Origin of the sequence: Methylobacterium sp. NPDC080182, from assembly GCF_050281105.1 — a bacterium.
Taxonomy (GTDB): Bacteria; Pseudomonadota; Alphaproteobacteria; order Rhizobiales; family Beijerinckiaceae; genus Methylobacterium.
The window spans coordinates 17,147-38,376 of sequence record NZ_JBNNWO010000033.1; the positions used below are offsets into that span (position 1 = coordinate 17,147).

40 protein-coding genes are annotated in these 21,230 nt (G+C 65.1%); 17 read left to right on the forward strand and 23 right to left on the reverse strand.

Annotation, left to right across the window (positions count from 1 at the left end):
- Nucleotides 1-9 precede the first annotated feature (9 nt).
- The 8 genes from ACQKQD_RS31900 to ACQKQD_RS31935 form a co-directional block, all read right to left on the reverse strand.
- Nucleotides 10-378: a DUF2513 domain-containing protein gene (locus tag ACQKQD_RS31900; protein ID WP_427510680.1), complete on the reverse strand. Its 369-nt coding sequence runs from the start codon at nt 376-378 to the stop codon at nt 10-12.
- Nucleotides 375-1,391 (reverse strand): site-specific integrase, encoded by a 1,017-nt coding sequence (locus ACQKQD_RS31905; protein ID WP_427510681.1) that lies wholly within the window; start codon nt 1,389-1,391, stop codon nt 375-377. The genes ACQKQD_RS31900 and ACQKQD_RS31905 overlap by 4 nt, the downstream gene beginning before the upstream one ends.
- A complete protein-coding gene (locus ACQKQD_RS31910) occupies nt 1,351-2,109 on the reverse strand; it encodes a TIGR02391 family protein (protein WP_427510682.1) in 759 nt (252 codons plus the stop codon). The genes ACQKQD_RS31905 and ACQKQD_RS31910 overlap by 41 nt, the downstream gene beginning before the upstream one ends.
- Before the next feature lie 4 nt (nt 2,110-2,113).
- A complete protein-coding gene (locus ACQKQD_RS31915; RefSeq protein WP_427510683.1) occupies nt 2,114-2,344 on the reverse strand; it encodes a hypothetical protein in 231 nt (76 codons plus the stop codon).
- 748 nt (nt 2,345-3,092) lie between these two features.
- A complete protein-coding gene (locus ACQKQD_RS31920; protein ID WP_427510684.1) occupies nt 3,093-3,314 on the reverse strand; it encodes a hypothetical protein in 222 nt (73 codons plus the stop codon).
- 83 nt (nt 3,315-3,397) lie between these two features.
- Nucleotides 3,398-3,739, reverse strand: coding sequence for a ribbon-helix-helix domain-containing protein (locus ACQKQD_RS31925; protein WP_427510685.1), 342 nt, complete (start codon nt 3,737-3,739; stop codon nt 3,398-3,400).
- 7 nt (nt 3,740-3,746) lie between these two features.
- Nucleotides 3,747-4,400: an AAA family ATPase gene (locus tag ACQKQD_RS31930; protein ID WP_427510686.1), complete on the reverse strand. Its 654-nt coding sequence runs from the start codon at nt 4,398-4,400 to the stop codon at nt 3,747-3,749.
- A gap of 258 nt (nt 4,401-4,658) precedes the next feature.
- A complete protein-coding gene (locus ACQKQD_RS31935) occupies nt 4,659-5,132 on the reverse strand; it encodes a hypothetical protein (RefSeq protein ID WP_427510687.1) in 474 nt (157 codons plus the stop codon).
- Nucleotides 5,133-5,270: 138 nt separating this feature from the next.
- On the opposite strand from ACQKQD_RS31935, the gene ACQKQD_RS31940 reads away from it, so the two are divergent.
- Nucleotides 5,271-5,537: a hypothetical protein gene (locus ACQKQD_RS31940; RefSeq protein ID WP_427510688.1), complete on the forward strand. Its 267-nt coding sequence runs from the start codon at nt 5,271-5,273 to the stop codon at nt 5,535-5,537.
- A 3-nt stretch (nt 5,538-5,540) separates the two neighbouring features.
- Here ACQKQD_RS31940 and ACQKQD_RS31945 read toward each other — a convergent pair whose 3' ends face one another.
- The 3 genes from ACQKQD_RS31945 to ACQKQD_RS31955 are packed head-to-tail and all read right to left on the reverse strand — an operon-like array spanning nt 5,541 to nt 6,684.
- Nucleotides 5,541-5,882: a helix-turn-helix domain-containing protein gene (locus tag ACQKQD_RS31945; protein WP_427510689.1), complete on the reverse strand. Its 342-nt coding sequence runs from the start codon at nt 5,880-5,882 to the stop codon at nt 5,541-5,543.
- Nucleotides 5,883-5,913: 31 nt separating this feature from the next.
- Entirely contained in the window at nt 5,914-6,078 is a 165-nt protein-coding gene (locus ACQKQD_RS31950) for a hypothetical protein (protein ID WP_427510690.1), read from the reverse strand.
- A 24-nt stretch (nt 6,079-6,102) separates the two neighbouring features.
- The gene (locus ACQKQD_RS31955; protein WP_427510691.1) at nt 6,103-6,684 is read right to left on the reverse strand and encodes a hypothetical protein; all 582 of its coding nucleotides are present in this window, start codon (nt 6,682-6,684) and stop codon (nt 6,103-6,105) included.
- Between the two features lie 55 nt (nt 6,685-6,739).
- Here ACQKQD_RS31955 and ACQKQD_RS31960 point away from each other — a divergent pair, with 55 nt between their 5' ends.
- The 8 genes from ACQKQD_RS31960 (at nt 6,740) to ACQKQD_RS31995 (ending at nt 11,387) form a co-directional block, all read left to right on the forward strand.
- On the forward strand, nt 6,740-7,069 hold the full coding sequence (locus ACQKQD_RS31960; RefSeq protein ID WP_427510692.1) for a helix-turn-helix domain-containing protein: 330 nt from the start codon (nt 6,740-6,742) through the stop codon (nt 7,067-7,069).
- Nucleotides 7,066-7,386 carry a hypothetical protein gene (locus ACQKQD_RS31965; protein WP_427510693.1) on the forward strand — a complete coding sequence of 107 codons (321 nt, stop codon included), beginning with the start codon at nt 7,066-7,068 and terminating at the stop codon, nt 7,384-7,386. The genes ACQKQD_RS31960 and ACQKQD_RS31965 overlap by 4 nt, the downstream gene beginning before the upstream one ends.
- A complete protein-coding gene (locus ACQKQD_RS31970; protein ID WP_427510694.1) occupies nt 7,383-7,655 on the forward strand; it encodes a helix-turn-helix domain-containing protein in 273 nt (90 codons plus the stop codon). Before ACQKQD_RS31965 ends, ACQKQD_RS31970 begins: the two co-directional genes overlap by 4 nt.
- A gap of 90 nt (nt 7,656-7,745) precedes the next feature.
- Complete coding sequence (locus ACQKQD_RS31975) at nt 7,746-8,024, forward strand: hypothetical protein (RefSeq protein WP_427510695.1); 279 nt, start codon at nt 7,746-7,748, stop codon at nt 8,022-8,024.
- Between the two features lie 58 nt (nt 8,025-8,082).
- A complete protein-coding gene (locus ACQKQD_RS31980; RefSeq protein WP_427510696.1) occupies nt 8,083-9,108 on the forward strand; it encodes a hypothetical protein in 1,026 nt (341 codons plus the stop codon).
- 35 nt (nt 9,109-9,143) lie between these two features.
- A complete protein-coding gene (locus ACQKQD_RS31985; RefSeq protein WP_427510697.1) occupies nt 9,144-10,256 on the forward strand; it encodes a hypothetical protein in 1,113 nt (370 codons plus the stop codon).
- Nucleotides 10,257-10,349: 93 nt separating this feature from the next.
- Nucleotides 10,350-10,610: a hypothetical protein gene (locus ACQKQD_RS31990; RefSeq protein WP_427510698.1), complete on the forward strand. Its 261-nt coding sequence runs from the start codon at nt 10,350-10,352 to the stop codon at nt 10,608-10,610.
- 381 nt (nt 10,611-10,991) lie between these two features.
- Nucleotides 10,992-11,387, forward strand: coding sequence for a hypothetical protein (locus ACQKQD_RS31995; RefSeq protein WP_427510699.1), 396 nt, complete (start codon nt 10,992-10,994; stop codon nt 11,385-11,387).
- A gap of 94 nt (nt 11,388-11,481) precedes the next feature.
- Here ACQKQD_RS31995 and ACQKQD_RS32000 read toward each other — a convergent pair whose 3' ends face one another.
- Both ACQKQD_RS32000 and ACQKQD_RS32005 read right to left on the reverse strand, forming a co-directional pair.
- The gene (locus tag ACQKQD_RS32000; RefSeq protein ID WP_427510700.1) at nt 11,482-11,805 is read right to left on the reverse strand and encodes a hypothetical protein; all 324 of its coding nucleotides are present in this window, start codon (nt 11,803-11,805) and stop codon (nt 11,482-11,484) included.
- Nucleotides 11,806-11,836: 31 nt separating this feature from the next.
- Nucleotides 11,837-12,586, reverse strand: coding sequence for a hypothetical protein (locus tag ACQKQD_RS32005; protein ID WP_427510701.1), 750 nt, complete (start codon nt 12,584-12,586; stop codon nt 11,837-11,839).
- Nucleotides 12,587-12,936: 350 nt separating this feature from the next.
- Between ACQKQD_RS32005 and ACQKQD_RS32010 the strand changes: the two genes are divergently transcribed.
- The 4 genes from ACQKQD_RS32010 to ACQKQD_RS32025 all read left to right on the forward strand — a co-directional run bounded on the left by ACQKQD_RS32010 (nt 12,937) and on the right by ACQKQD_RS32025 (nt 14,906).
- On the forward strand, nt 12,937-13,314 hold the full coding sequence (locus ACQKQD_RS32010; protein ID WP_427510702.1) for a type II toxin-antitoxin system RelE/ParE family toxin: 378 nt from the start codon (nt 12,937-12,939) through the stop codon (nt 13,312-13,314).
- Between the two features lie 77 nt (nt 13,315-13,391).
- Nucleotides 13,392-13,829 (forward strand): helix-turn-helix domain-containing protein, encoded by a 438-nt coding sequence (locus ACQKQD_RS32015; RefSeq protein WP_427510703.1) that lies wholly within the window; start codon nt 13,392-13,394, stop codon nt 13,827-13,829.
- A 30-nt stretch (nt 13,830-13,859) separates the two neighbouring features.
- Nucleotides 13,860-14,465, forward strand: a complete 606-nt coding sequence (locus ACQKQD_RS32020) for a hypothetical protein (protein WP_427510704.1) — start codon at nt 13,860-13,862, stop codon at nt 14,463-14,465.
- Nucleotides 14,466-14,567: 102 nt separating this feature from the next.
- The gene (locus tag ACQKQD_RS32025) at nt 14,568-14,906 is read left to right on the forward strand and encodes an HU family DNA-binding protein (RefSeq protein WP_427510705.1); all 339 of its coding nucleotides are present in this window, start codon (nt 14,568-14,570) and stop codon (nt 14,904-14,906) included.
- Nucleotides 14,907-14,914: 8 nt separating this feature from the next.
- Here ACQKQD_RS32025 and ACQKQD_RS32030 read toward each other — a convergent pair whose 3' ends face one another.
- The gene (locus tag ACQKQD_RS32030) at nt 14,915-15,193 is read right to left on the reverse strand and encodes a pyocin activator PrtN family protein (protein WP_427510706.1); all 279 of its coding nucleotides are present in this window, start codon (nt 15,191-15,193) and stop codon (nt 14,915-14,917) included.
- 53 nt (nt 15,194-15,246) lie between these two features.
- On the opposite strand from ACQKQD_RS32030, the gene ACQKQD_RS32035 reads away from it, so the two are divergent.
- Entirely contained in the window at nt 15,247-15,837 is a 591-nt protein-coding gene (locus ACQKQD_RS32035; RefSeq protein ID WP_427510707.1) for a hypothetical protein, read from the forward strand.
- A gap of 20 nt (nt 15,838-15,857) precedes the next feature.
- Here ACQKQD_RS32035 and ACQKQD_RS32040 read toward each other — a convergent pair whose 3' ends face one another.
- The 4 genes from ACQKQD_RS32040 to ACQKQD_RS32055 all read right to left on the reverse strand — a co-directional run bounded on the left by ACQKQD_RS32040 (nt 15,858) and on the right by ACQKQD_RS32055 (nt 17,600).
- Nucleotides 15,858-16,088 carry a hypothetical protein gene (locus ACQKQD_RS32040; RefSeq protein ID WP_427510708.1) on the reverse strand — a complete coding sequence of 77 codons (231 nt, stop codon included), beginning with the start codon at nt 16,086-16,088 and terminating at the stop codon, nt 15,858-15,860.
- Nucleotides 16,089-16,114: 26 nt separating this feature from the next.
- The gene (locus ACQKQD_RS32045; RefSeq protein WP_273565249.1) at nt 16,115-16,285 is read right to left on the reverse strand and encodes a DUF3606 domain-containing protein; all 171 of its coding nucleotides are present in this window, start codon (nt 16,283-16,285) and stop codon (nt 16,115-16,117) included.
- Nucleotides 16,286-16,613: 328 nt separating this feature from the next.
- Nucleotides 16,614-16,841, reverse strand: a complete 228-nt coding sequence (locus tag ACQKQD_RS32050) for a hypothetical protein (protein WP_427510709.1) — start codon at nt 16,839-16,841, stop codon at nt 16,614-16,616.
- Between the two features lie 333 nt (nt 16,842-17,174).
- Entirely contained in the window at nt 17,175-17,600 is a 426-nt protein-coding gene (locus tag ACQKQD_RS32055) for a hypothetical protein (RefSeq protein WP_427510710.1), read from the reverse strand.
- 63 nt (nt 17,601-17,663) lie between these two features.
- On the opposite strand from ACQKQD_RS32055, the gene ACQKQD_RS32060 reads away from it, so the two are divergent.
- From ACQKQD_RS32060 to ACQKQD_RS32070, 3 genes are all read left to right on the forward strand, one after another.
- Nucleotides 17,664-17,846 (forward strand): hypothetical protein, encoded by a 183-nt coding sequence (locus ACQKQD_RS32060; RefSeq protein ID WP_427510711.1) that lies wholly within the window; start codon nt 17,664-17,666, stop codon nt 17,844-17,846.
- Between the two features lie 35 nt (nt 17,847-17,881).
- The gene (locus tag ACQKQD_RS32065; protein ID WP_427510712.1) at nt 17,882-18,364 is read left to right on the forward strand and encodes a hypothetical protein; all 483 of its coding nucleotides are present in this window, start codon (nt 17,882-17,884) and stop codon (nt 18,362-18,364) included.
- A 163-nt stretch (nt 18,365-18,527) separates the two neighbouring features.
- On the forward strand, nt 18,528-18,842 hold the full coding sequence (locus ACQKQD_RS32070; protein WP_427510713.1) for a helix-turn-helix transcriptional regulator: 315 nt from the start codon (nt 18,528-18,530) through the stop codon (nt 18,840-18,842).
- A gap of 4 nt (nt 18,843-18,846) precedes the next feature.
- Here the strand turns inward: ACQKQD_RS32070 and ACQKQD_RS32075 are convergent, their stop codons facing one another.
- From ACQKQD_RS32075 to ACQKQD_RS32095, 5 genes are all read right to left on the reverse strand, one after another.
- A complete protein-coding gene (locus tag ACQKQD_RS32075) occupies nt 18,847-19,356 on the reverse strand; it encodes a hypothetical protein (RefSeq protein WP_427510714.1) in 510 nt (169 codons plus the stop codon).
- A 69-nt stretch (nt 19,357-19,425) separates the two neighbouring features.
- Entirely contained in the window at nt 19,426-19,698 is a 273-nt protein-coding gene (locus tag ACQKQD_RS32080) for a hypothetical protein (protein WP_427510715.1), read from the reverse strand.
- A 183-nt stretch (nt 19,699-19,881) separates the two neighbouring features.
- A complete protein-coding gene (locus ACQKQD_RS32085; protein ID WP_427510716.1) occupies nt 19,882-20,334 on the reverse strand; it encodes a hypothetical protein in 453 nt (150 codons plus the stop codon).
- A gap of 73 nt (nt 20,335-20,407) precedes the next feature.
- Nucleotides 20,408-20,710, reverse strand: a complete 303-nt coding sequence (locus ACQKQD_RS32090; protein WP_427510717.1) for a hypothetical protein — start codon at nt 20,708-20,710, stop codon at nt 20,408-20,410.
- Between the two features lie 387 nt (nt 20,711-21,097).
- Nucleotides 21,098-21,230 (reverse strand): winged helix-turn-helix domain-containing protein (locus tag ACQKQD_RS32095; protein ID WP_427510718.1); only part of this gene is annotated, 133 nt, incomplete at its 5' end.

Sequence of the window (21,230 nt, forward strand, 5' to 3'; positions counted from 1 at the left end):
GGCGGCCTCTTAGATGTCTAACCCCAGCCGTTCCTTCGCGACGTGCTTCAGGTAGGCGGTCCCGAGATCCTTCAGCAGCCCGAAGGTCCAGCCACCCATTTTAGAAGCTCCTTCTTTGGTCCGCTTCCACACTTCCGGATCCCGGACGGTGTCGAGAAAATCGTGCCCCGTCCACGTCAGGCCACGCACGTAGATCGGGCCACTCAGAGGATGAGACGCGACCTCGATCAGACCGGCCTGTTCCATCAGCCGCAGATGCTCCATTACGTCGGCTTCGGGGAATGCCAAGCGTGCCTCGCCGTGCCCGGCGCCGAAGGCGCACACATCGTCCTCTATGAGGATCAGGATCTCCCGCACTAGGTCCATGTCCCGCTTCATAGGAACCCGCTCCCGCTGTGATCCTTGAAGGCATTCGCCCGGCGGATGTAGCTAACGACGGTCCGGGGATCGCGGTGGCGGCTCTGATCCATGATCCGCGCGAGATCAGCACCACGTTCGGCCGCCGTGGTGATGTACCCAGCGCGTAGAGAGTGCGGTCCGAACGTCGAGGCGTCGAGACCGGCGGCCGACGTGTAGTGCTTGATGATGTCGCCGACCGCGCGAGTCGTGAGCCGCGGCGGTTCTCCTCGGGCATCCAGACGCCGCATGACGCCGTACCGTGACACTGGTCGGAAGATGGGGCCCTCAGAGATCCCGGCCGCGGCGAGCCATTCGCGTACCAAGGCAACCGGGCGGACGAACCGTCCATGCGGGATTGCGATCTCGGACCCAGCTCCCTCTTGGTCCGTCTTGCTCTTCCTGATCCGGACCCGCAGTCCCTCGGGGTGATCGACAAGATCGGTGACGTCGAGGGCCATCAGCTCGGAGCGCCGGAACGCTCCCGCGAAGCCGAGGGCAAGGAGTGCCCGGTCTCGCTTCCCGGTCAGGGTGTCGGGCGTCCTCGCCAACAACATCTGCAACACGTCCACGGTCGCAGCGGCCTTCTGGTTCGGGGCGGTGCCGACCCGGCGGCGGATGCCCTTCATCGTGGCCCGCACGTCCTCGTCACCGGTGGGATCGGCGGCCTTGGCGAGCTTATGACCGTACTTAATCGCGGCGAGCCGCCGCCCGATCGTGGAGGCCGCCCGGCCCGCTTCGGCCTCGTGGACGAGGAACCCGGAGACGGCCTCGGGCGTCGCGGGCAACGACCGGAACCCGTATCGAGCGCACCAGTCCTGGAACACCCGGGCGTCGGACGAGTAGGCGCGGATCGTCGAGTCCGCCTTGCTGGCCTGCTGATAGGTCCGGACGATCGCCGCGGCCTCGGCTGATAGACTGGCAGGCACCTCGACGTACTCAGCGGGGAGGAATTCAGGAGGCATCGCGACCTGCCTTCGCCGCTGCCCGAGCATCAACGACGCGCAAAAGGTGGCTCGCCAACATGACGATCTCTGCCGCTTCGCGGGCACTTTCCATTGGCACGTTCCGATGGGAGTGTGGGTTCTTGTAGGAGCCCACCGCGCCCGCGAACAGGTTGGCCACGGCCTCACGCTCCGCCTCTTCGGCGTCAGGATCACTGAGCGCCCCAGTCTTACCGAATGCCCGCCGGATCATCGGAACACCGTGGTCGCCCTGAGGCAGCCCCGCCGCCTCACGGACCGCAATCTCTACCTGACGCATCCCCTGGAACACGGCGGTCGGATAGTCGCCACGCATGAAGGACTGCCAAGCGGCGGAAGCGATCGATGGGTGCAGCATGTCGCGCTGTAGAAGACGGGCGGTAGCGTAATCCGCGAACTCGCTTTCATCCTCGAAGCGTCGTGCTCGGCGGCTCAGCACCTTCCATCCCTGATCGCCGCTGTCACCGCCCGCAGAGACGACGAGGCCCTGGGCAGTGAGCCAAGCCCAAGCCTCGTTGATGGCTCGGATGATCTCAGGGTGCTTCTCTCGCGGGTAGTCTGGCACAGGAAGGTTGGCCAATGTGATGGCGCCCTCGATGTGGCTGAGGTGGAACATCGGCGATTGCTCGCGAGTCTCGCGCAGGATGAAGAGCAGCTTGGCGCCCAGTTCCTCGGGTTCCAGGCCCAGGAGAACATCAGCATCTGGGATGATGGTGGAGAGTTGGCGCATAGCCTCAGCTTTCCGTAGCGGCGAACGCATCAGCGTCGTTGCGGCCCATCTGCTCGGCCAGCGACTCGCGCCAGCCCTCCGACAGGTTGATGCCGTGCATCCGCGCCCGGGTCTCGACCGAGGTGAGCACCTGCTGCCAGTGCTCCGGGGACAACTGCTGCGGATCGGTCGCGAGGCCGAGGTTCCGGGCTGCTGCCGAGCAGGAGTCCCGCAACACGTCGAATGGGTCTGCCATCACGTCACCGCTCAGTCGCCGCCAGCTCCGAAATCCGGTCACGAAGCGCGGCGTAAAACTTCGCCCTGTCTCCGTCCGGCTCGGACTGTACCATCCATTCGCTCCGCGCCTCAGCCGCCAACTCGATAAGGAAACGCTGACGCCCGGACCGGGTGGGCCACTTCTCGGCCTCACGAGCAGCATCTGCGGTAGCCTGGCTGACGAGTTCCGGGATGCTCACCCACCCAGCCGATCCGACGACATCAGCGGCATCGCGCAGTTCTGAGAGGAAACGACGTGCCGTGCTCCGGGCAGCGGCAGTGTTGTCCTCGGGTGGATTTCTCATCGATCGCGCCCGCTTCCAACTTCCGAGAACACTACTTACAGGAAGTTAGAGCAGGACCGGAATTCCGGCAAGCCAGAAAGGCGGAAACCCTGAAACTCTGAAGACAGGAGAGAAATGCACCAGACCCATGAGTTTCAGATGCATGCGATGGGGCCGGGACTAAGATGTAGGGGTGAACGCCAGGGCTGCCGCAATTGCCGCCAACCATGCGGCAATGACGTTCGTATTCCCATTCCAAAGGGTAGAGCCACTGGGCACTGACCCCACGGCCCACGCAAGGGCTGAAGCAAACCCAAAACTAACTGCGCCTTCGGGGGAAGGCGCGTGGCTTAAGCCCATTTCAAATGCCTCAAACGTTCCGAAGGCTACGAAAGCCAGATCGACGATAAAGAATATGGCGGCGGCATAAATCAACGTAACACCTCAATTTTTGGATTTCTGGAGCTTCGCCGCGACCCATATGCGACTGATTATGAGGGCAGTTCCAATCATGCAGGCAATCGGTGCTATTACAGCAAGATCGAAGTCTTTCGTGCGATAAAATATAAAAATGTAGGATATTGCCGCAATTGCGGCGCCCTTTACGAAAGCAACTATCGCGGCCCTGAGCGCGTCTTCGTCAATCTTATCATTGATATCGGACATCAGTAGGTGCTCACGTGGCAATTATATAGAATGAAATTTTGATAGCGCTAGATAGTCTTCCTAATCGACTAAGATAAAGGCTGCTATCCTTCTCGCTCCTGCCCACGCTCACCGACCCGGCGCTGCACGACCGGTGGCTTCTGGTACTTCAACAGCACGTCGTTCAGCGCCTCGACCATCAGCGCCTCAAGGCTCTTGTCGTTGTCGTCTCCTAGATCCCGCAGAGCCTTCCAACCCGCCTTGTTGATGCGGACCTGCACTGTCTTCATGTCCACGGGAGACCGACGCGGCGTCGGCTCGGCCGATTGCTTGACCTCCTGACGCGGGGCTTCGGTTTCTGCGGCGGACACGGCCGGGGCGGACGAGGGCGACACGGCCTTGGGCACGGCCATGCTGGCGAGCGAACCGCGGGCGGGCTTGGACATCGGGGCCTCAGTTCTTGGCGTTGCGGGGGAAGGCGCGGGCCAACTCGGTCACGGCGGACCACATGGCCTGGATCTCGGCGGCGGCGCGGCCGTCCGGCTCGTACTCCGACACGGCCTGACCCGTGATGAGGGCGTGCGAGAAGCTGGCGCGCTGCGAGATCTGACCGGGCAGCACCGGCGCTTCCATCCCCGCGAGGAAGGCACGGGCCTCGGCGACGATGGATGTCTCGTTCTCGCGTGTGATCGGGGGCGCCGCGTTGATGATGCACGCAATCGGCGCCTTCAGCGCGCGGGCCATTTCCAGGGTCGCCCCGGCAGCGCGGAGATCGAACGGCCCCGGCCGGACCGGGACGACCGTGACGCTGGCTCGGGTCATCAGCGCGGCCATCAACGGCGCGTTGTGCGGGGCGCTATCGATGATGACCCATTCGACGCCTTCGGCCGCGGCGGCGTCGAGCACCCCGCCGATGCTGTTCGCGTCGGCCTGGACGAGGAGCGGTGTCTCTGCCTGCCGGCTCTGATACCAGCCCATGAGCGAGCCCTGCGGGTCCGCGTCGACCAAGAGCGTCTTGGCGTCCCGATCGGCGAGGGCCCCAAAGTGGGCACTGAGCGTCGATTTGCCGGCGCCGCCTTTTTGGGTCGCCACCAGGATCACATGCATTCGGGAGTTCCGGCCTTCGGCGGTTCAGCGGTTCGCGATCCCCGGTATCATGGAAAGGCGGGGTTAAGCATTCCCTGACGTTCGGAGCTCAGGCGTTCGCGGAAGCCGGAAGGCCGGCGTTCAGGCACCCCTCATTCACGGAGCACCTGACCGCCGTGTTTCAGTATTTCAGGTGTTCACGCATTCCGCGCTTCCAGCGTTCGGCAAATAAGGGATGCATGAGGCCGGGCGCCATGTAGCTGCCCGGCCCTTGGCCTCTTAGAGCTGGTCCTCGATCTCCTCAAAAAGCTCCTGGGCGCCCTCGATCCACCCGAGGAGCCATTCCTTCGTCGGCCATGCCCGCTCGCCAAAGATGATTTCAGCCGCATCCGAGCCGTAGGTATCTTCAGGATCCAAGGCCCTGACGATCGACGCCTCGATCAGCTCGGGGTTGTCAGTCAGGACTCCGAGATCAAGCTCGGAGATCGCCCGCAGCTCGAAGAACGATGCTTTGTCCGAGCCCCATTGGCGCCCCGCCGCTTTTCCGTGGCCCTCAGCATGCTGGGTGTATTGGGCCTTGGACGCCCGCAGGCGTTCGATCACCGTTTCCATGTTCCGACCTCTCTGATGATTGAACGTGGCGATGGCTGCCTCGAAGGCCGGGCGGGCGATGTCGCTCCAGTTCAGAGCGTCCCCCACTTCGGCCATGCGAGATTTGAGATCATCGCTCACGTAGATGCTGACGCGGGCCATGGCTTACCTGTGTGTGCGCACGGTTCTATTTATATGCGCACAAATCGGCGACGCAAGAGGTAAGTGCGCATAGTATGCGCATATGCCGGCCGGTCTGCTGGCATGGACGAGGCAGGGGCGTCGCGGTAGGCCTCCGTCATGGCCAAAGAGATCCCCAGCGTCGGCGACCTGCGTCGAAAGTCCGAGGTGACGGACGAGGAGATCGAGGCGGCAACCGCCGCGTATCTGAAGGACGAGAACGCCAAGCCGTTCGCCTTCAAGTCCGGCCATACCGTCGATGTGGCGAAGGCGATCGAGATGCACCCACAGGCCAAGAAGCTGCTGGCGGACGAGGCGACCACACCCGGCCTTCGCCGCACGATGGTGAAGACCGCGGTCATCATGGGCTTCCCCGTTCAGGGGTAGGTGTCACTTCGGCACCCGCCGCCAGGGCGGCCCGCGAAGGCTCGGATCAGGATTTCGCGCCTCGGCCTCCCGAGCGTCGTACTGGCGCTTCCACCGATCGTAGTCGTTCTCTTCCTGCTCGCCAGGCAATTGGCTCGGCAGCCCGCTCAGCCGGTCCAGTGCGAAGTCGATGGCCTTCCGGTCCCATCGGTGCGTGCCCGGCAGTGAGGGCGGTAGCCGGCCGGTGCTGACCCAGTTTCGGAAGCCGCCTGGTGTCAGCCCGCAGTAGGCCGCCGCGTCCGCGATCGTCAGGCAGCGCGGCTCCAGCGCTACGGGCTCCCTGGGCTGTCGCGGTCGCCTCGGCATGCTCCTCTCCGGCGCGAGCTTCGGATCAGGCTCACAGAATAATGACCCGCTCCTGGGCCTTGGGCCGGCTGGTGTTCGCCGCCGTCTCTGGAGCGGCTTCGACGATGATCGCCTCATCCCGGAAGACGACACGCACGTCGGCGTACCCAGCGGCACGCATGGCCCGGATCGCCCGCGCGATGTCGGCCTGGGTCATCCGGGCAGGAGTGCGGGGCATCGACTATCCCTTCGGGCGACGGGTGCGGCCGGCTTTCTTTGGCTTCGACAGGGCGCGGAGCCGGGCTTGGAGTGCGGCCGATGCAGCCTGGTGCGCCTCGCTGGGTGTATCTTCCTTCGGCACGGCGCGGAGATCCGCGGCCACGCGGTACTCGTCGGTATGATGCGCCGGCTCCCGCCTCTCGGCCGCTGGTTTCGCCGGCCGCCGGTTCCGCTCACGCCATTCCCGGACCCAGCGCAGGGTCGTGATGATGCGGCCGCCCAGCCGCTCATATTCGAGGTCGCCGCGGGCGGCCGCGTTCCGTAGAGCCAAGCCCGTCACAACGCCATCGGGGAAGGCGAGGCGGGCCGCGGTGTCCAGGTGCAGCGGCGTGTCGTCAGTGATCTCGGATCGGTCGGGGAGGGGACGGAGGCGCTTCGGCATGCTCCTCTCCGGCGATGGCCCGTGGCGCAGGCGCGCCTCAAGATGCTCGGTGAGGCTATCGAGGATCGGCTGATATCGCTCCCCGTAGCGGCCCACGATGTAGGTCATATGCACGACCTCACGCTCGATCTCAGCGACGGTCGGCTCTGGCATCGGCTGCATCGGCAGGCATCCTCTGCGAGTCCGCGCTCAATGGCGTGCGCTCTGGGAGGATCCTATGCCCGAACCCGATCTCCTCACAGCCGACGAGGCCGCCAAGCTGTTGCGGATCGGCCGACGAACCTTCGACGGGCACGTTGCCAGAGGCGACATCGCCTACATCGCGGTCGGGCTCGGCCTGCAGCGCGTTCGCAAGCGGTTCGACCCCGAGGACATCGCCCGGTTTCGAGAGCGGCAACGGCGTGTTGAAGGCCCGCCACAGGTCATGCCAAGCCGTAGGAGCGCCAAGAAGGTGCCGGGTGTCGAAATCATCGACTTCAAGGCGCTGTTGGAGGAACGGCGCGCGGAGCGGCGGGCGAGGCGCCAGAAAGGTAGCCAGCGGCCGTGAGCGTCGTCAGTGCGGCGGCCGGATCCCGCCTGCCGCTCCCGTTCTCCCTGACGGATGCGTGGCACATGCTGTCGCCCGCCACACAGGCCGAGATCGGCGGCGCGGTGCTCGGCATGGCCCTGGCGAATTACGTCTATGGCGACGGGCGCGCTGACGCCGACCAATTCAAGGACGAGTGTCTGCGGTCCGCCGCGTCCGACGTGGCCGATGATCTCTTGAACCGGATTGATGACCGGTTATGGGTGCTCCTGCCCGATCTGTACGGGCCGGACGGCGATCATCCGCGTTGGGCGCTTGATAGCGGGCTCGCGTCGTGAGCCGCCCTGCATTGCCCACCGCCGGCCCTGATCCGAAAGTTGGGGCGCCTCGGGCAGCCCCTGCGGACCCTCTGGCTTACCGGCCGCGCGACGCCGCTGCCGCCATCGGGGTCAGCGAAGCGCTGCTCTACGAGCTGATCTCCGAAGGAGCGCTGCCCGCTCGGAAGCTGCGCGGTGCCACGATCATCCTGCGGTCGGACCTTGTGGCCTTCCTTGAGGCTCTACCGCTGACCGCCTCGTCGGCCAAAGCCCGCGCCTCGCCCAGCTAGCCGCCCGACCCGCGCGCCCGGCGCGCACCCCTTTGCCACGGCCCTACCGCCACGGCCCTACCGCCACGAGCCCCACCGGGAGCCCGAACGATGAAGCACGTCCGCATCCCTGATTTCAGCCAACCCATCCCGGTTCGCGTCACGGCCGGAAGCAAGCCGGCCCGCGCCCCCGTGGATCGCCGCTACTGCAACCTGCCGGACGAGCAGCAGCCGGGCGCGATCGAGCCCTGGCAGGCCGTCTCCCCGATCCGGCCGGACACCGCGCACAGCCGGTCTCTGCGCTTCCTCGACGCCACGGGGGAGCTGCTGGCTGCGGTCGCCATCATCGGCGGTGGCATCATCCTGACCGGCCTCGCCTCCCTGCTCTGAGCCCCTGAGCCCATGAGAGTCGGAAACCCTGAAACTCTGAACCACTGAGGATCTTACAATGCCCTTCGGTCTGTCCCTCAAGAACCTGATCCGCCGCGATCCCGGAGCCCCGGGCCTGCGCGAGCGCGCTGCCGACCTTCGCACCAGCCTGAGCCGCCGGACCGTTGTCGCCGGCACCGTTGCTGCGGCCGTTCCCCTGCCGGCTCTCGCTCTGGCTCCCCCGATCCCCGAAGCCGCGCCGCATCCCGACCAAGGCCTGTTCGACATCGAGGCGCTGTGCGTCCGTGCCGACGCTGCCGAGAAGGCCGCCGATGCCGCCTGCACTGAGGCTTACGCCGCCTTCCGCGCGGCCCTCGGACCGTTCCCGGATGAGCTGCTGATGACCCCTTGGGAGGCCCATCGGTTCGGCATGTTCCCGCCGATCGGGCGAGGCGTCAGGCTGTCCACGCACCTTGTGCGCCGGAACGACGCCATCAACCCCGAACACGGCTGGACGGCCGAAGGTCTGCGGCAAGCGCTCAACCTCGCGGTCGCGCTGTTCGGCCAGGGCGGGCAGACCCCGCACCGTATCCGCCGCTGGCGGTCGCTCCTGCCGGCGGCCACGGCCTATGACACCCGCCATGCGGAGATGGATCGGCAGTTCCGCATCCAAGCCCTGCGCGAAGAATACGAGGATGCCACGCTCACGGCGCGTCGCGCGCATGCACTCCTGCGGCGCACCTCCGCGACGACCGTCGAAGGGCTGGCCGTCCATACCCGCGCCCTGGCCTCGGAAACTTGGTACGAGGGCGGCTCCCCTTACAAGATCCTGTTGCAGAGCGCGGCGGCCATCACGGGCGTAGCCCTGCGCCGGCCCGACTTCGACGTGCCGGCGTGGCTGGACGCATGGGAGCAGATCGGCGGGCGGGTCGAGTACCGCGCCGAGCGGGCAGAATGGGCCTTCGTCCACCCGAGCACGGACGGCGCTTCCCTGGAGACGCGCGACCGCATCCGGGGCCTCTACAACGAGAAGTGCTCGCATAGCTGCGCCATCCACCTGTGGCTTGAGCCGCGCATCGCTGATCCGCGGTTCGCCCGCGCCTGATCGCCCTTCCCATTCTCGAACATCAGGAGGGGCACATGGCCTCGCTCAAGCTGTCCAATCTGTTCCGTCGCGGCTCCGTTCGACCGTCCCTGAAGGATCGTGCCGCCGGCCTTCGTGCCAGCCTCGGCACGCTCCGCAACCCCGCCACCCTACAGCTCGCGCCGGGGAGCGCGGAGGCGAAGGCCGCTTGGCGCGCGGCCTGCCATCAGCATTCGATCCGAGCCCTGCCGCTCCACAACTGCCCCGAGTTGGACCACCCGGCAGGGGGTGTGTGGACCACGCGGGAGCTGATGCGGGCCATGGAAGCCGGCGAGATCACCGTGACCGAGTTCGCCCGGCTGCAATCCATCGCCAGCGAGCGCGAGTTGCGCTTCGCCGAGATCACCCACGAGCTGCGCATCGGCGAGCTGTTCGCCCTGGCCCATGCGGATGAGTACCCCGTGGCGTCGGACGAAGACGCGCCGGCATCGCGCGGTCCGGATCCGATCTTCGCAGCGATCGAGGCCCACCGCACGGCTTGGGCCGCCTGCGATGGCTTGGACGACGGCCAGGATCCAGAAGGCTACGAAGCCGCGCACGACGCCTGCACGGAGGCGCTTGAGGCCGTCGAGCATACCCAGCCGACGACCACTGCGGGGCTGCTCGCGCTCGCCCGGTATCTGGACGAGCTTCTGAACCGCGAGGCTGGCGGCCAGAATGTCGTGTCCCCGTCTCCAGAGGGTCACGCCCTCGCGGCGCTCATCAATGCCTGCCTCGGATTGGCGGACGCGGGCGCGGCCTCAGACGCGCCGACGAAGCCGGATCCCGTTTTCGCGGCCATCGCCGCCAGCCAGAGCGCCGAGGCTGCGATGACTGCCTTTGCCGCATCCGTCGCCGGCCGCCGCATGACGGATGCCGAGCGGGCCCAAGAGGACGCCATCGAGCGGGAGCAGCGAGACACCCGCGCGGCAGTCTGGACGATCGTCCCGACGACAGACGAAGGCCGCGCGGCGCTCGCTCGCTACGTGGTGCTGCAAGCGGGGCTCACCTTCGGCCCCGACTGGCGGGCCAAGCTGGCAGAGGAGTTCTGCGGCGACCTTCTCCTGGCTCTGCTCGCGGCCTTCGCCCCCGCCGCGATCGAGACAGCTTCGGAGGGCGAGCGGGCCTGAGCCCGCCGCCCTTCCCCCTCGCGTACCACTCGCGTCCCGCACCGGCCGGGCCTGCCGGCGGACTACCCCGTCCCAACAACAACCGAGATCACCATGAGCAAGATCGTCCCCTTCCCGATCCAAGGTCGCCAGAAACTCCCCACCGCCCACCCGATCCCGCGTGAGGAGTTCGAGCGCCTTGCCGAGCTGGCGCTCGATATCGTTGACCGCATCGTGTCCATTCTGGACGAGGGCGACGGCGATCCCGACCGCGAAGACGGCGGCGACGCGGAACCGAGCCTTGGGGCCCCGGAGAACCATCACGGTTCGCAGGTCATCTGGCTTCGCGGCACCGACCGGGACTTGGAGGCCTAGCCGTGCCGACAGGGCTCCCGCGACGCCTGCCGACCTTTTGGGGAGGGGTCTGGCTAGCGCTCCTCTTGGCGGCCTTCCACTGGCATGGCGCCCGCCGCCGTGCCGCAGCTCGGCGCATGGTCCGGATCGGGCCGGACAGTGGGCATGCCCGATGGGAGCGAGCCGCGAGACGATGGCTGGCCTGTAGCACCAGGATCGCCAAGCTACTGGACGCACCCGAGCCGCCGCAGGTCATGCGCCTGCGCGCATCGTTCAAGGACCCGCGGCCGGGCGATCCCGCCGCCTGATCCGACACCAACCCGCCGAACCGGAACAACGCCTCGCGCGCGGCGCGCGAGCGAAGGCCGGCGGCTGTCTCACGCCTACCGAGAGGAGCCTACCATGCACGCGACTGTCACCCGCCGGAGCCTCGGCGCCTTGCTCGGGCTGGGCCTGCCCGCGCCGGCCATCGCACTGTCGCCTCCGGATCCGATCTTCGCAGCGATCGAGGCGCACCGTGCGGCCGTCAGAGAGGAAGCTTCCGCTGTGTCCGCCCTCGAACGCGCCTCGCGCCTCTGCCTAAGCCGCACGGGCGAGCTGCGGTCCGAGAGGAGGCGCCTGCGCAAGCTCCGGCACAGCAAGCGCCGGGAACTGCGGCGCACGACCCCGACCACGGCCGCCGGCTTCCGAGCGCTCGCCGCCTATCATGCCAGCCTCATCCCGGATCCGGACCCCGACGACGTGGCCGGGCAGTGCCGGCGCGACATGGAAGCGGCCTGCGCCAGGGCGGCGGGCTAAGCCTCTCTTAAGGGTCCGCGTCAGATGCGTACCCTTTGGGAGGGGCACGATATGCCCGGTCTCAGGGGTCCGCAGAGTGTGCGGACCCTTTACGTCAATCTGACGTGAAGTCCCCGGCCTGCCCGGCGTTGATGATGTCCTGCCAGCCCCCCAAGCTCGCGGCCCCGGCCTTCGCCTCGTCCATGACGCCTAGGTTATCGCGGACCCATCGTTCCGCCTCGGACGCCTCACGCGCGTCTTGCTTCAAAGCGTCCATCGCCGCTTGAGCCGCCGGCTCGTCCCCGTCGACCAACGCTTGCCCGTAGACCGCCAAATGCCTGACGGCCTCCTGGCGCTTCCGCTTCGCTAGCTTGGTCTGATCTTCAATGCCTTTGGATATGCGGCCCTCGACGCGACCGCCCAATCGTTCGTTCGGCATATCGTCCGCTCCCATGACGCCAAGGCATAGCCTAGCGGGCTCCACCACCCGCGCGAATTCTCGTTGAGACTGGTCCGTCGAGGTCGACCGCTGCCTTCCGGCAGCCCTTCAATGCTTCCGCATCCACAACCTGCCTCTGTGGATCTCCTCTATCCGTGGGGCGCACGCTTTTGCACCCTATGCTGCCCAAGAGCGCCGGGGCCACGGATCGCCCTCCCCGCCGGAGCCACTGCAGCCATTCCCGGCTGATGATCCGGACCACGTTCGGGTCGCTCTTCCGGCCCTGGTGGCGCCGCTCCTGGATGGTCAGCAGGCCGTCGCCTTCGGCCAGCCGGATCGCTGCCTGAGCCAGCCGCCGGCAGACGCCTGCCCGCGCTGCGATGGCGTCGATACACAAGCCGCAGGCGCCGTTGCGTGCCATCTCGTCCCCGACGATCCGCAGGACCGCGAGCTGCCCCTGTGTGAACCGTGAGGCGAGAGCGGGCGGCATCGGGCCGGAGCAGGCCAGCCGGCGGCGGCGCTCGATCGCCACGGATCGCTCAGGAGCCCGCTGGAGGCGCTTGGGCGGGAACAGCGTCACACGGCCGAGCGGAATGCCGACGGGCACCACGGCCTCGCGGATAGCGCTTCTGCGGGTGTGCAGCGCCTCGGCTAAGCCCTGCGCCTCGGCGTCCGTCACGGTCTCGGTGGCGTGGGCCTGCCAGATGGTGCGCGACAGGCTGTCGAGCTGCGCGAGCGTGCGCGCGTCGTCGATCGCCGACCGCATGGTGGCGTGAAACATCGGTCCCGGTCCCTCTCGGGCCGCGGCTAGGGTCCAGGCAAAGCCTTCCCGTTGACGGAAGCAGGTTCCGTCTTGACTCCCGAGGGGGTCATGTGGCTTGTGAGGGGCTGCACACCGGTCTCACAGACCATCAGGTTTTCAGCAGCCTCTTCCTTGCCGGGAAGGGGCTGTTGGCTTTTCAGGGTCTCTATCTCGCGGCGCTGATCTCCTGATGCCGGCTCACGACTCGCCGAGACGAGCCTAGCCGTGACCGCCCATGTCGGCCGGCAGTAGCGCTCAAGTCAACGTCGAGGATGCCGCTTGCCCCTACGGCCGCCGGCGCTTATAGTGGTTTGGCTATAGGAGCCGCCATGCCCGAGCCGCCGAAGCCGTCGCGACAAGTCATCTTCGTCCCCGGCGCCCGGCGGGCGATCCAAGAGATGCCGTTGCCGGTTCGGCGGGAGTTCGGTCAGGCGATCTTCGAAGCGGAGTGCGGCGGTCGTCACCCGCACGCCAAGCCGCTCAAGGGGATAGAGGCCGTTGAGGTTGTGACGGACTTCGACGGCGACACGTTCAGAGCCGTCTACACGGTGAAGCTCGCCGGCTTCCTCTACGTGCTGGACGCCTTTCAGAAGAAATCGACCACCGGTCGAAAGACGGCGACGGTTGACCTGGATCGGATCAGGGCCCGCCTCGCCGCCGCGAGACGGGATCACAAGGAGCGCACGAAGGACCAGGACGCGAGCTGACACCCGTGATGATGGGCGCACCGGCGGGGTCGTGAAACCTGAGCCGGCGCGCCCTTACCCCCGCACGAGGACCCCCGATGCCCAAGACACTCTCCCGGCCCGCGAAGCCGCGCAGGGCTACCACCACATGCACTCGGCTCGACGTGGTGGAATTCATCCACTCGGCCAAGCCTGCACCCGCGGCCGATGAGGCTGAGGCCATCACCTTTGAGCCCGGCAGCGGCAACGTGTTCGCGGACCTCGATGTGCCCGAGGCGGCAGACGAGGCGATCAAGGCGCGCCTCGTGATGCGGCTGCGTGCCGAGATGGACCGCAGAGGGCTTAGTCAGACTGAGTTCGCCAAGGTGCTCGGAGTGAAGCAGCCCGACGTGTCGAACTTGATGCGCGGCCGCGCGCTCGGTTTCTCACTGGAACGGATGTTCGAGTTCACCCGAGCGCTTGGCGATGACGTGGAGATCACCCTGCGGCCATCGAAGAGCGACCGGCGAGGGCGCATGTCTCTGAAGGTGGCCTGACGAAGAGCCTAAGGCAGCTATCCGAGAACGATGAGCGGGCACCCAAAAGATGCGGCCGGCAACGACATCCCACCAACGCTGCTGGGACTGATGTGCTGTAGGAGGAAGAGCGATCTCAAGAAACTCGCTCAACGAACGGTAATCGCCCGAGACGAGCCGGCTAACCTCGTTTTGGCGGCTCTCTCGGGCGTGCTACCGTGGCTTCATCAACGGCATCATCGCAATTTCACGCCAGAACATCTGGAGTGGGGTGAAAAAGATTTCGCGGCGATGAGGGACAGCAAGCCCGGGAAACTGGCGCCTGCCGCGCAGAAGGCAATGAACAAGACTATGTCAATGTTCAACGAGCGCCGCCTGCTAAATGGTCATTTATTCTATACACCAGATCTATTGAACTGGCATCTTATATATTTCGATCAGAGAGATTATTCGGACCGGAATAACCATTGGACGCAGGGAAGCCACCTGCACTTTATCAATTACCTTTGGCCGCACCGCGACGCTCAATCAACTTGGGACGAGTTCCGCAGCGGTAATCCGATGATGCGCGGATCGCTCCATGTCGCGTGGAGAAAGAATGATCCTCTGCGAGCCCAGCCCCAGACGGTTTCGGTCGCCGAGCGGGAGAGCCTCTAATCCCACCTGCTGGGAGGCTTGAGCCGCTGCGCGACTATCAGTCCGTGGAGCCTCCGCGCGGGCAGGTTGCCGGCAGGCACGGTCCTAGCGTCTGTTCCGGGCATGATCCGGTCCGAACTCATCGCCCGTGTCGTTCAGCAGAACCCGCACCTCACCGGAGAGGAGGGCGAGGCCATTGTGCGCGCTGTTCTCGACGGGATCGGCGACGCGCTGGCCCGCGGCGACCGGGTCGAGCTGCGCGATTTCGGCACATTCAGCGTCCGGGGCCGCGAGGCCCGTACCAGCCGGAACCCCCGCACGGGCGAGCGGGTAGCCACCCCAGATAGAGCGCACGTCCAGTTCAAGACGGGCAAGGCCATGCAGGCGCGGCTGAACCTGAAGCGGGCTGACCCCGAGCCGGAGGCGGAGGTGCAGCGCTTAATACGGGCAGCATCAAGGTAATTTCGCGCCTATCGCCCGCGCCGCGGAGGCCCACAGAGTTGTTCGCACTCCTTTCGTGCGGCCTCTATGTGGCGATCTAGGTAAGCCGCCAGATCTACGAGGCCCACCCCCTTCGCGCATTTCTGGCTGGCCTCGATCCGCACGAGAGGCAGCGCGATCTCGCCGGCCGACACCTTCCGGACCAGCTCTTCTGGCCTTAGGTGGCTGAAATAGTCCCGGCAGACCAGATCCACCGGGATGACGGCACGCGGGCCGTACTGAGCCATGAGGATGAAGGCGGTGTTCAAGGCGGAACCTCCTGAGAGCGGACGGCCAACACCGGTGTAGAAGAGGTGGCTGCATGCCGAAGCGCTCACAGGACCATCCTGAAGCACTCGCCCCCGTCCGGGTCGAGGTCGTCCCGCGGCGAGGGCTAAGCCGGATCGAAGCCGCTCGGTACGTCGGGATCAGCATAACCACCTTCGATAAGTTGGTCCGCGAGGGGAAGATGCCCGAGCCCTTCCGGATCGGGTCTCGAACCATCTACGATCTGCGCAAGCTGGACGCGGCCTTCGACGTGCTCAGCGGGTCCGATGAGATCGACAGCTTCACGGGCTGGGAGGATTGGGACGCATCACAGCCCGAGCCATCAAAAGGGCGCCAGGCCGCAAAGCAGGCGGATATCGACGCGCACGCATCGATAATCCAAGCCCGCAAGGGTGCACGGCGCCGGGGAACCGAGCCTCTGATGTCGGATCAGTTCCCAGGCTACCATCACGTCTACACCCCCGACGCGTTGGCTGAGCGATGGAAGTGCAGCGCGGCTCTCATCCGCGGCATGGTTCAGCGTGGGGAATTGGCGGGGACGAAGTACGGCGGGAAGCTGATCCGGATCACGGCCGCTACCGTGGCTGCCTACGAGAGCGCGAACCTCGTTGTGGCGAGGAGGTAAGGCCCGGGAGGCAGGTCAGCCTATGCGACCTCGGACGGTGCTGTAGCGCCATCATCGACGAGTTCACCGATCAACGCCCATAACGCCTGGTGCTCAGGGCCACCGCGATCGGCAGCTAGAAAAGCCGTCAATGCGATGTCGGTGACGTGGCTGCCCGACGCGACGTTCGCCTCGTGGCGGACAAAGCTACGCCCGTCGGACGGATCGCGCAGCAGGAGCCAGCGGTCGCCGTTCGAACTGACGTAGATCATCCGGCTCACGTCAGGGTGCCCTTCAGTCAGCGGGCAGGCTGACCGAGATAGGCCGCCACGCTGGTTACGCGGGATCCAACCATCCGCACAGCCTTGCGCAAGCGTTCCTCTGTCACCCCAAAGCGCAACGCCCAATGCTCGCGGGCAGCGCGGTCGAAAACGTCGATGTGGGCCTTATCGTGCAGCTCGGTCGGCATGGCTGGATCCAGGGGGACTCTGGCGACGCTGCTCCAACTCGGAAGCGCCGCCCTGGTTTCGGGAGTACTCCGTAGTTCACCGTATTCTGTGTGTTGCTCTGAACCGCTCCCGAGGACAGGGGAGCGGGCCGCTGCTAAGAGGCAGCCTCTTCCCGCACGCGCGCCCAAGGCGTTCGCGACACCGCACGGCACGCAACGGGTGAGCACGTGACGACAGGCGCAACCGGGCCAGTTCCCCGGGGCTCGCCCGTGATGCCTAGGCCGGGCAGTCGCGTGAGGGTCGGCGCGGCGGGGGAACTGGACACCGCAAGCGCCGGCTCACGGCCCATTATTGCAGGCGGGATGTGCCGGTGTTGGCCCTGATCCAGTTGGGGGCCAGGATGTCGCCGCTCTCGGTGATGATCCAGGGTTTCGCGCCCTCCGCATCGATCGCCTCGGCTGCTGCAGCCAGCGCCGCACGCAAGGTCGAGAAGCTACGAGCGTCGGCGACATGGGCCGGCGCGTGGCCAGGCCACACGGTGAGTTCGGCGGGCTTATCGAGGTCGGCCAGGGTCATCGGTTCGCTGGGGTTCACGGCGGGCGGCGCTTATGCCGCGGGGCTGTGGCTGCTGGTACCCGGTCGCACGCTCGCGGCCGGAGGGATGGCTATGCGTGGGTTCGCATTGCCAGGAGGATCAGGCGGTCCTCGGCCCGGGCCGAGGGACACGCACCTCGACCATCTGTCCGGTGAGCGGATTGAGGATCAGCATGGCTGCGTGTCTCCGGTGGGTGTGCCGGTAGAACGTCGTCACATCGCGGTAGGACCAAGGCGATCCGAGCAATTGCGCTGACTTGGTGAACCGTTCGTTTACTCTGGTGCCCCGCCTGGCAGGGCGCGGCCGGTAGCCTTCTACGCGTATGGGCCGCCGAATAGGTCCCCGAGCGCCTTCCTCCGAAACAGGGGGCGCCAGCGCCGCCGCTGATGCTCCGGCCGGTCATGGATCATGTGGCACCTCTGACAGAAGGCCGCGAGGTTGGCGTCCGCCTTGTTCGAGGTGTCGTGGTCCCGATGTGCGGCGGCCAGGACCACTCGGGTCCGACGGGCGAGGCCGAGGATGTCAGCTTCCGCAGCGATCCGGATCCGACGGCCCCAGCCATCACGCCATCGGCCGGCATCCGCGTCCCACCAGCGGCCGTCGCCGAGGTGACAGACCATCCGCCCGTGCGGACGCCCGCAGCCCTCGCAGCAGCCTTTCGCCCGCCCAAACCGGATCACGGCCGAGAGCTGCGCCCAGTCGATGGGATAGAAGAAGCGGTGCTCGGGCCGGATCGGCATGGGCGGCACCATGACACCGGTCGGAGCGAAAGCGTAGCCGCAGAAGGCTGCTACGAACGGAATATGAACCTGTCTGACCTGGAGTTCTGGGCCTTCCTCGCGGTAGTGATCCCCGGTCTTTTCCTGCCGGCCATCATCGCTTGGTGGAAGGGCCGCCCCATCGCCCCGATCGCCCTGCTCAGCCTTATGTTCTGGCCCGGCGCGCTAATCCTGGCTCTCCGGCTGCGGCGCTCAAGTCACCTTTGAGGCGTGATATGCCGGCAATGACCGCTCGGGAGTTCGTGGACACGATCACCGTCCCGACCGTAGAAGACTTCATGCGCGACCCGACGCAACGGCGCGGGTATCTCGCCTGCTTGGCGGTCTATCACGTCGCCGACTACCTCAAGCCGGCCGGGAGCTACGCCCCGACAGATATTCGGGCCAAGATGGAGGCAGAGCTTGGCCGCCCATTCGTCGCGCTATGGCACATGGCCGACGCGGTGAAGCATCGCGAAAAGACTGGAAAGGGCGGCGTCGTGCTGATGGAGGCCGGCTCGGACAGCCAGCGCCCCGCGACCGGTTTCGATATGGGCTCACCCGACAACCCATGGCGCTTTGACGATGGCGGTGGCGGCCGGTGGATCCCGGGCGAAGGGTGCCGCTACGACATGCTCGACCTGTGCGTGATGGTACTGCGAGCCTACGCGCGGCTCTACCATGCCGAACTGGCCGGCTCACTCATTGATGGCATCCGGTACAACCCCGCGACATATGCCCCGTGATCCTGTGCCGCCCCTGTCAGCGGCTTCCGATGCCGATCCGGCGTTCTCCCTGCTCTAATGAATGGAATGGATGATACGAAGAAACCGCACGTCGATCCTTGACGAATGTGCGGTTACCGCATACGAAAGCCTGTGGGATGTGGTCTCAGCTTGACGGTGCGCGATGTCGGAAGAACCTCAGGATTGGGATCAAACCGATATTGAGCCCGGCAGCGGCGGACCGGCGTGGACCAATTATGTCCGGAACATCCGAGAGCACCTCGGTCTGACGCAGAAGGCGATGGCTCAGCACCTTGGCATGAGTTTGCGCGCCTACAGCGATGTGGAGAACGGCGTCTCTGAGTGCCGGATGATCCACATGCTCGCCGCTGAACGCATCGCCCTTCGCATAGCCAAGCAGCGCGAGCGGCCGTTTCTGGCACCCCCATCTGTCCGAGGTGACGCCATAATCTTCCGGCGGGCATCGCGCCCGGCTTGAGTGGTTAGGATCGATCGCGCGCCCACATGAACGCGTCGAAGCTGGCCAACACCGCCGCTTGCCGCGTCTCATAGATCCGCCGCCCAAACCGCGGCGTAGCGCCAACACGACCAGCCGAGATCTGATAGCCGCCACGCTTCTCGTACACGGTAACCCGGCAACCGTCCTTCTCAATGGTCCGGTTGCCAGCCCGTGAGAAGTGCCACGCCTTGAGCTTCGGCCAATTTCTACGGCGCGCAGCCCTATTCCTCATCGTGGTCTCGCGATCACGGGCCGCACTCTCATTGCCTTCCATGTGCCCGGCGCAGACACAGCCGCACCCAAGCTCACCAGCATAGTCCGGGTGGCTCATGTACTGGACGTAACGGATCTCCTTTCGCCCGCACATCTCGCAGATTTCGAGCAAGTCGCCGAGATCTTCGGTCCCGACACAGGTCCAGCCGCGCTTCGGCACTTTGGGATCACCCCACTTGCCTTTGCCGCCCTCTGGCCCGTCTTCCAAAACATCACGCATAGTTCACCACCTGCGAAAGCAGGTTAGCGTGAGCCATTGATATATGGTTAAGCTAGTCAGCAAGACCGATTATCGCTTCCGCGTGATATCCGCCACTGCAAGCCGACCATCTGCCTCCGCTTCGTCGAGTATCCGTTTCGCCCTCTCCATAGGGCTGCCGCCCCGCTTCCGAGCCTCCTCTAGCTCGATGACAAGGCGATCCATGATTGGGGCGTACTGCTCGCCCAACTTCTCCACGAGGTAGGCTGAGAAAAGGGTGGCCTCCTCGATCTCGGCGAAGGTCGGTTCACGGTTTTGGAAGCGCGGCTTCCGCCGCGGTTCCCCTGGCTGCTGCCTTGGCATCTACATCTCCCAGGCTTGAACCAAAGCATATCAGAGCGGATCGGAAGAGTGGACGGCAAGCAACTCAACAGCCCTGTTGCGACTCGCTTTTGCGAGCCTCGCCGTGACCACCTGTGCCAGCCGGGCGGCCCAGGGAAGTCAACGGCACAGCCCCCTAGGCAGCGAGCCTCTTTGTCATGTCTCTCACGGCCCTGATTGGCCCACCCGATCTTGCGCACTCCGGGGCTTGAACAGCGACAGTAGGTAATGACCGAGGAACTCGATAAATTCGTCGGTCTCTTCAGCCTTCCAGTACCCTCGTTTTTCGGGCGCGTGCTCAATAAGATACTCAATGGTTGGACGAATTTCTGTGCGCGTCAGATCAAAGTGCCAATTACTGAATGAGTTAGGCGCCCGCACGTTGACAGAATATGTAGATCTGTAGTCAGCCCGATCTGTCTGAGTATGGGCAACTGTGACTGAAAAACTAGCCGCTCGGTATCTTCCTAAGCGCTCATATTCTTTGAAGGCGTCGAAGATGGATTTGTACTGATTTTCGAGGGATGATTGAACTTCCTGCACGGTCAGGCCGTCCGGCAATCCTTCTAGTTCAGACAATGCTTTCTTGAACATGGCAAACGGATCAAAACCACCCATCTAAATCCTCCTCCAAAACCCGGACGTATCTATTCTAATAAGAACCGTACAAAGCTCTCTCACTGATATCGCTTCAGGCGCGGGATTTTTCCTCGATGTCAGCGCCTCGAAGATCAGCCTGCACGGCGAGAGGTCGAAGCAAATCTACCATGTCATATCGCTTGCCATCGAAAACGATAAACGTGTTTCTAAGATCAAGGTGAGCAGTCGGCACCCTATGCTGATAAGGAACAGGGTATTTTGAAGTAACTGTTAGTTTAGAGTGGATCACGTTCTCAAAAGCTTCTCTGGCGACTTCAGACCAATTTATGCTTTCTCCGATCGTATCCATTTTGAGTTTGAGTTCGTCGGGCACAGAGATGCTGATGCGAGCCATAACCGCCTCCTTCGATGCGCAAGATTTATGCGCACGATGCGCATCGCGCAAGGGGGTTCAGCCAGCGATCTCTTAATCACACCATCAGCCTCATCACAGCGAGGCCTCATGCCTGCGCTGGCCTATGCAGCCAGCTTGTCGAGTTGCCTCAAAGGCGGCGCCAGCGTTGGGTCGCGTCCACAAAAACGGACGCTTCTTCGTCAGCAGGACCGGACGACGGCCCAACAGGACGCCGTCCGCACCTTCAGTGCGTATGGTGTGACACCCCTCCTGCTGCCGTCTCAGCTACCGTACTGTTGCCGTTATCTACCGCCCCTTACCGGACCCGACCGTGGCCTACCGTGGCGGGACCGACATGGTGCCGGCCCGTTCGATGGGACCGGTCGATCAGCTTGCCATAGCCCGCATCTGGCCGGTTCCGTCGTGCAGCACGTAGCCGCGGCCCCAGACGGTCTCGATGTAGTTCTTGCCCTGGCTGGCGTTGGCGAGCTTCTTGCGCAGCTTGCAGATGAAGACGTCG

Bases quoted from the DNA above. Each gene is read 5' to 3' on its own strand.
- ACQKQD_RS31900 (WP_427510680.1), bottom strand. From the start codon at position 378: ATGAAGCGGGACATGGACCTAGTGCGGGAGATCCTGATCCTCATAGAG.
- ACQKQD_RS31905 (WP_427510681.1), bottom strand. From the start codon at position 1,391: ATGCTCGGGCAGCGGCGAAGGCAGGTCGCGATGCCTCCTGAATTCCTC.
- ACQKQD_RS31910 (WP_427510682.1), bottom strand. From the start codon at position 2,109: ATGCGCCAACTCTCCACCATCATCCCAGATGCTGATGTTCTCCTGGGC.
- ACQKQD_RS31915 (WP_427510683.1), bottom strand. From the start codon at position 2,344: ATGGCAGACCCATTCGACGTGTTGCGGGACTCCTGCTCGGCAGCAGCC.
- ACQKQD_RS31920 (WP_427510684.1), bottom strand. From the start codon at position 3,314: ATGTCCGATATCAATGATAAGATTGACGAAGACGCGCTCAGGGCCGCG.
- ACQKQD_RS31925 (WP_427510685.1), bottom strand. From the start codon at position 3,739: ATGTCCAAGCCCGCCCGCGGTTCGCTCGCCAGCATGGCCGTGCCCAAG.
- ACQKQD_RS31930 (WP_427510686.1), bottom strand. From the start codon at position 4,400: ATGCATGTGATCCTGGTGGCGACCCAAAAAGGCGGCGCCGGCAAATCG.
- ACQKQD_RS31935 (WP_427510687.1), bottom strand. From the start codon at position 5,132: ATGGCCCGCGTCAGCATCTACGTGAGCGATGATCTCAAATCTCGCATG.
- ACQKQD_RS31940 (WP_427510688.1), top strand. From the start codon at position 5,271: ATGGCCAAAGAGATCCCCAGCGTCGGCGACCTGCGTCGAAAGTCCGAG.
- ACQKQD_RS31945 (WP_427510689.1), bottom strand. From the start codon at position 5,882: ATGCCGAGGCGACCGCGACAGCCCAGGGAGCCCGTAGCGCTGGAGCCG.
- ACQKQD_RS31950 (WP_427510690.1), bottom strand. From the start codon at position 6,078: ATGACCCAGGCCGACATCGCGCGGGCGATCCGGGCCATGCGTGCCGCT.
- ACQKQD_RS31955 (WP_427510691.1), bottom strand. From the start codon at position 6,684: ATGCAGCCGATGCCAGAGCCGACCGTCGCTGAGATCGAGCGTGAGGTC.
- ACQKQD_RS31960 (WP_427510692.1), top strand. From the start codon at position 6,740: ATGCCCGAACCCGATCTCCTCACAGCCGACGAGGCCGCCAAGCTGTTG.
- ACQKQD_RS31975 (WP_427510695.1), top strand. From the start codon at position 7,746: ATGAAGCACGTCCGCATCCCTGATTTCAGCCAACCCATCCCGGTTCGC.
- ACQKQD_RS31980 (WP_427510696.1), top strand. From the start codon at position 8,083: ATGCCCTTCGGTCTGTCCCTCAAGAACCTGATCCGCCGCGATCCCGGA.
- ACQKQD_RS31985 (WP_427510697.1), top strand. From the start codon at position 9,144: ATGGCCTCGCTCAAGCTGTCCAATCTGTTCCGTCGCGGCTCCGTTCGA.
- ACQKQD_RS31990 (WP_427510698.1), top strand. From the start codon at position 10,350: ATGAGCAAGATCGTCCCCTTCCCGATCCAAGGTCGCCAGAAACTCCCC.
- ACQKQD_RS31995 (WP_427510699.1), top strand. From the start codon at position 10,992: ATGCACGCGACTGTCACCCGCCGGAGCCTCGGCGCCTTGCTCGGGCTG.
- ACQKQD_RS32000 (WP_427510700.1), bottom strand. From the start codon at position 11,805: ATGCCGAACGAACGATTGGGCGGTCGCGTCGAGGGCCGCATATCCAAA.
- ACQKQD_RS32005 (WP_427510701.1), bottom strand. From the start codon at position 12,586: ATGTTTCACGCCACCATGCGGTCGGCGATCGACGACGCGCGCACGCTC.
- ACQKQD_RS32010 (WP_427510702.1), top strand. From the start codon at position 12,937: ATGCCCGAGCCGCCGAAGCCGTCGCGACAAGTCATCTTCGTCCCCGGC.
- ACQKQD_RS32015 (WP_427510703.1), top strand. From the start codon at position 13,392: ATGCCCAAGACACTCTCCCGGCCCGCGAAGCCGCGCAGGGCTACCACC.
- ACQKQD_RS32020 (WP_427510704.1), top strand. From the start codon at position 13,860: ATGAGCGGGCACCCAAAAGATGCGGCCGGCAACGACATCCCACCAACG.
- ACQKQD_RS32025 (WP_427510705.1), top strand. From the start codon at position 14,568: ATGATCCGGTCCGAACTCATCGCCCGTGTCGTTCAGCAGAACCCGCAC.
- ACQKQD_RS32035 (WP_427510707.1), top strand. From the start codon at position 15,247: ATGCCGAAGCGCTCACAGGACCATCCTGAAGCACTCGCCCCCGTCCGG.
- ACQKQD_RS32040 (WP_427510708.1), bottom strand. From the start codon at position 16,088: ATGATCTACGTCAGTTCGAACGGCGACCGCTGGCTCCTGCTGCGCGAT.
- ACQKQD_RS32045 (WP_273565249.1), bottom strand. From the start codon at position 16,285: ATGCCGACCGAGCTGCACGATAAGGCCCACATCGACGTTTTCGACCGC.
- ACQKQD_RS32050 (WP_427510709.1), bottom strand. From the start codon at position 16,841: ATGACCCTGGCCGACCTCGATAAGCCCGCCGAACTCACCGTGTGGCCT.
- ACQKQD_RS32055 (WP_427510710.1), bottom strand. From the start codon at position 17,600: ATGCCGATCCGGCCCGAGCACCGCTTCTTCTATCCCATCGACTGGGCG.
- ACQKQD_RS32060 (WP_427510711.1), top strand. From the start codon at position 17,664: ATGAACCTGTCTGACCTGGAGTTCTGGGCCTTCCTCGCGGTAGTGATC.
- ACQKQD_RS32070 (WP_427510713.1), top strand. From the start codon at position 18,528: ATGTCGGAAGAACCTCAGGATTGGGATCAAACCGATATTGAGCCCGGC.
- ACQKQD_RS32075 (WP_427510714.1), bottom strand. From the start codon at position 19,356: ATGCGTGATGTTTTGGAAGACGGGCCAGAGGGCGGCAAAGGCAAGTGG.
- ACQKQD_RS32080 (WP_427510715.1), bottom strand. From the start codon at position 19,698: ATGCCAAGGCAGCAGCCAGGGGAACCGCGGCGGAAGCCGCGCTTCCAA.
- ACQKQD_RS32085 (WP_427510716.1), bottom strand. From the start codon at position 20,334: ATGGGTGGTTTTGATCCGTTTGCCATGTTCAAGAAAGCATTGTCTGAA.
- ACQKQD_RS32090 (WP_427510717.1), bottom strand. From the start codon at position 20,710: ATGGCTCGCATCAGCATCTCTGTGCCCGACGAACTCAAACTCAAAATG.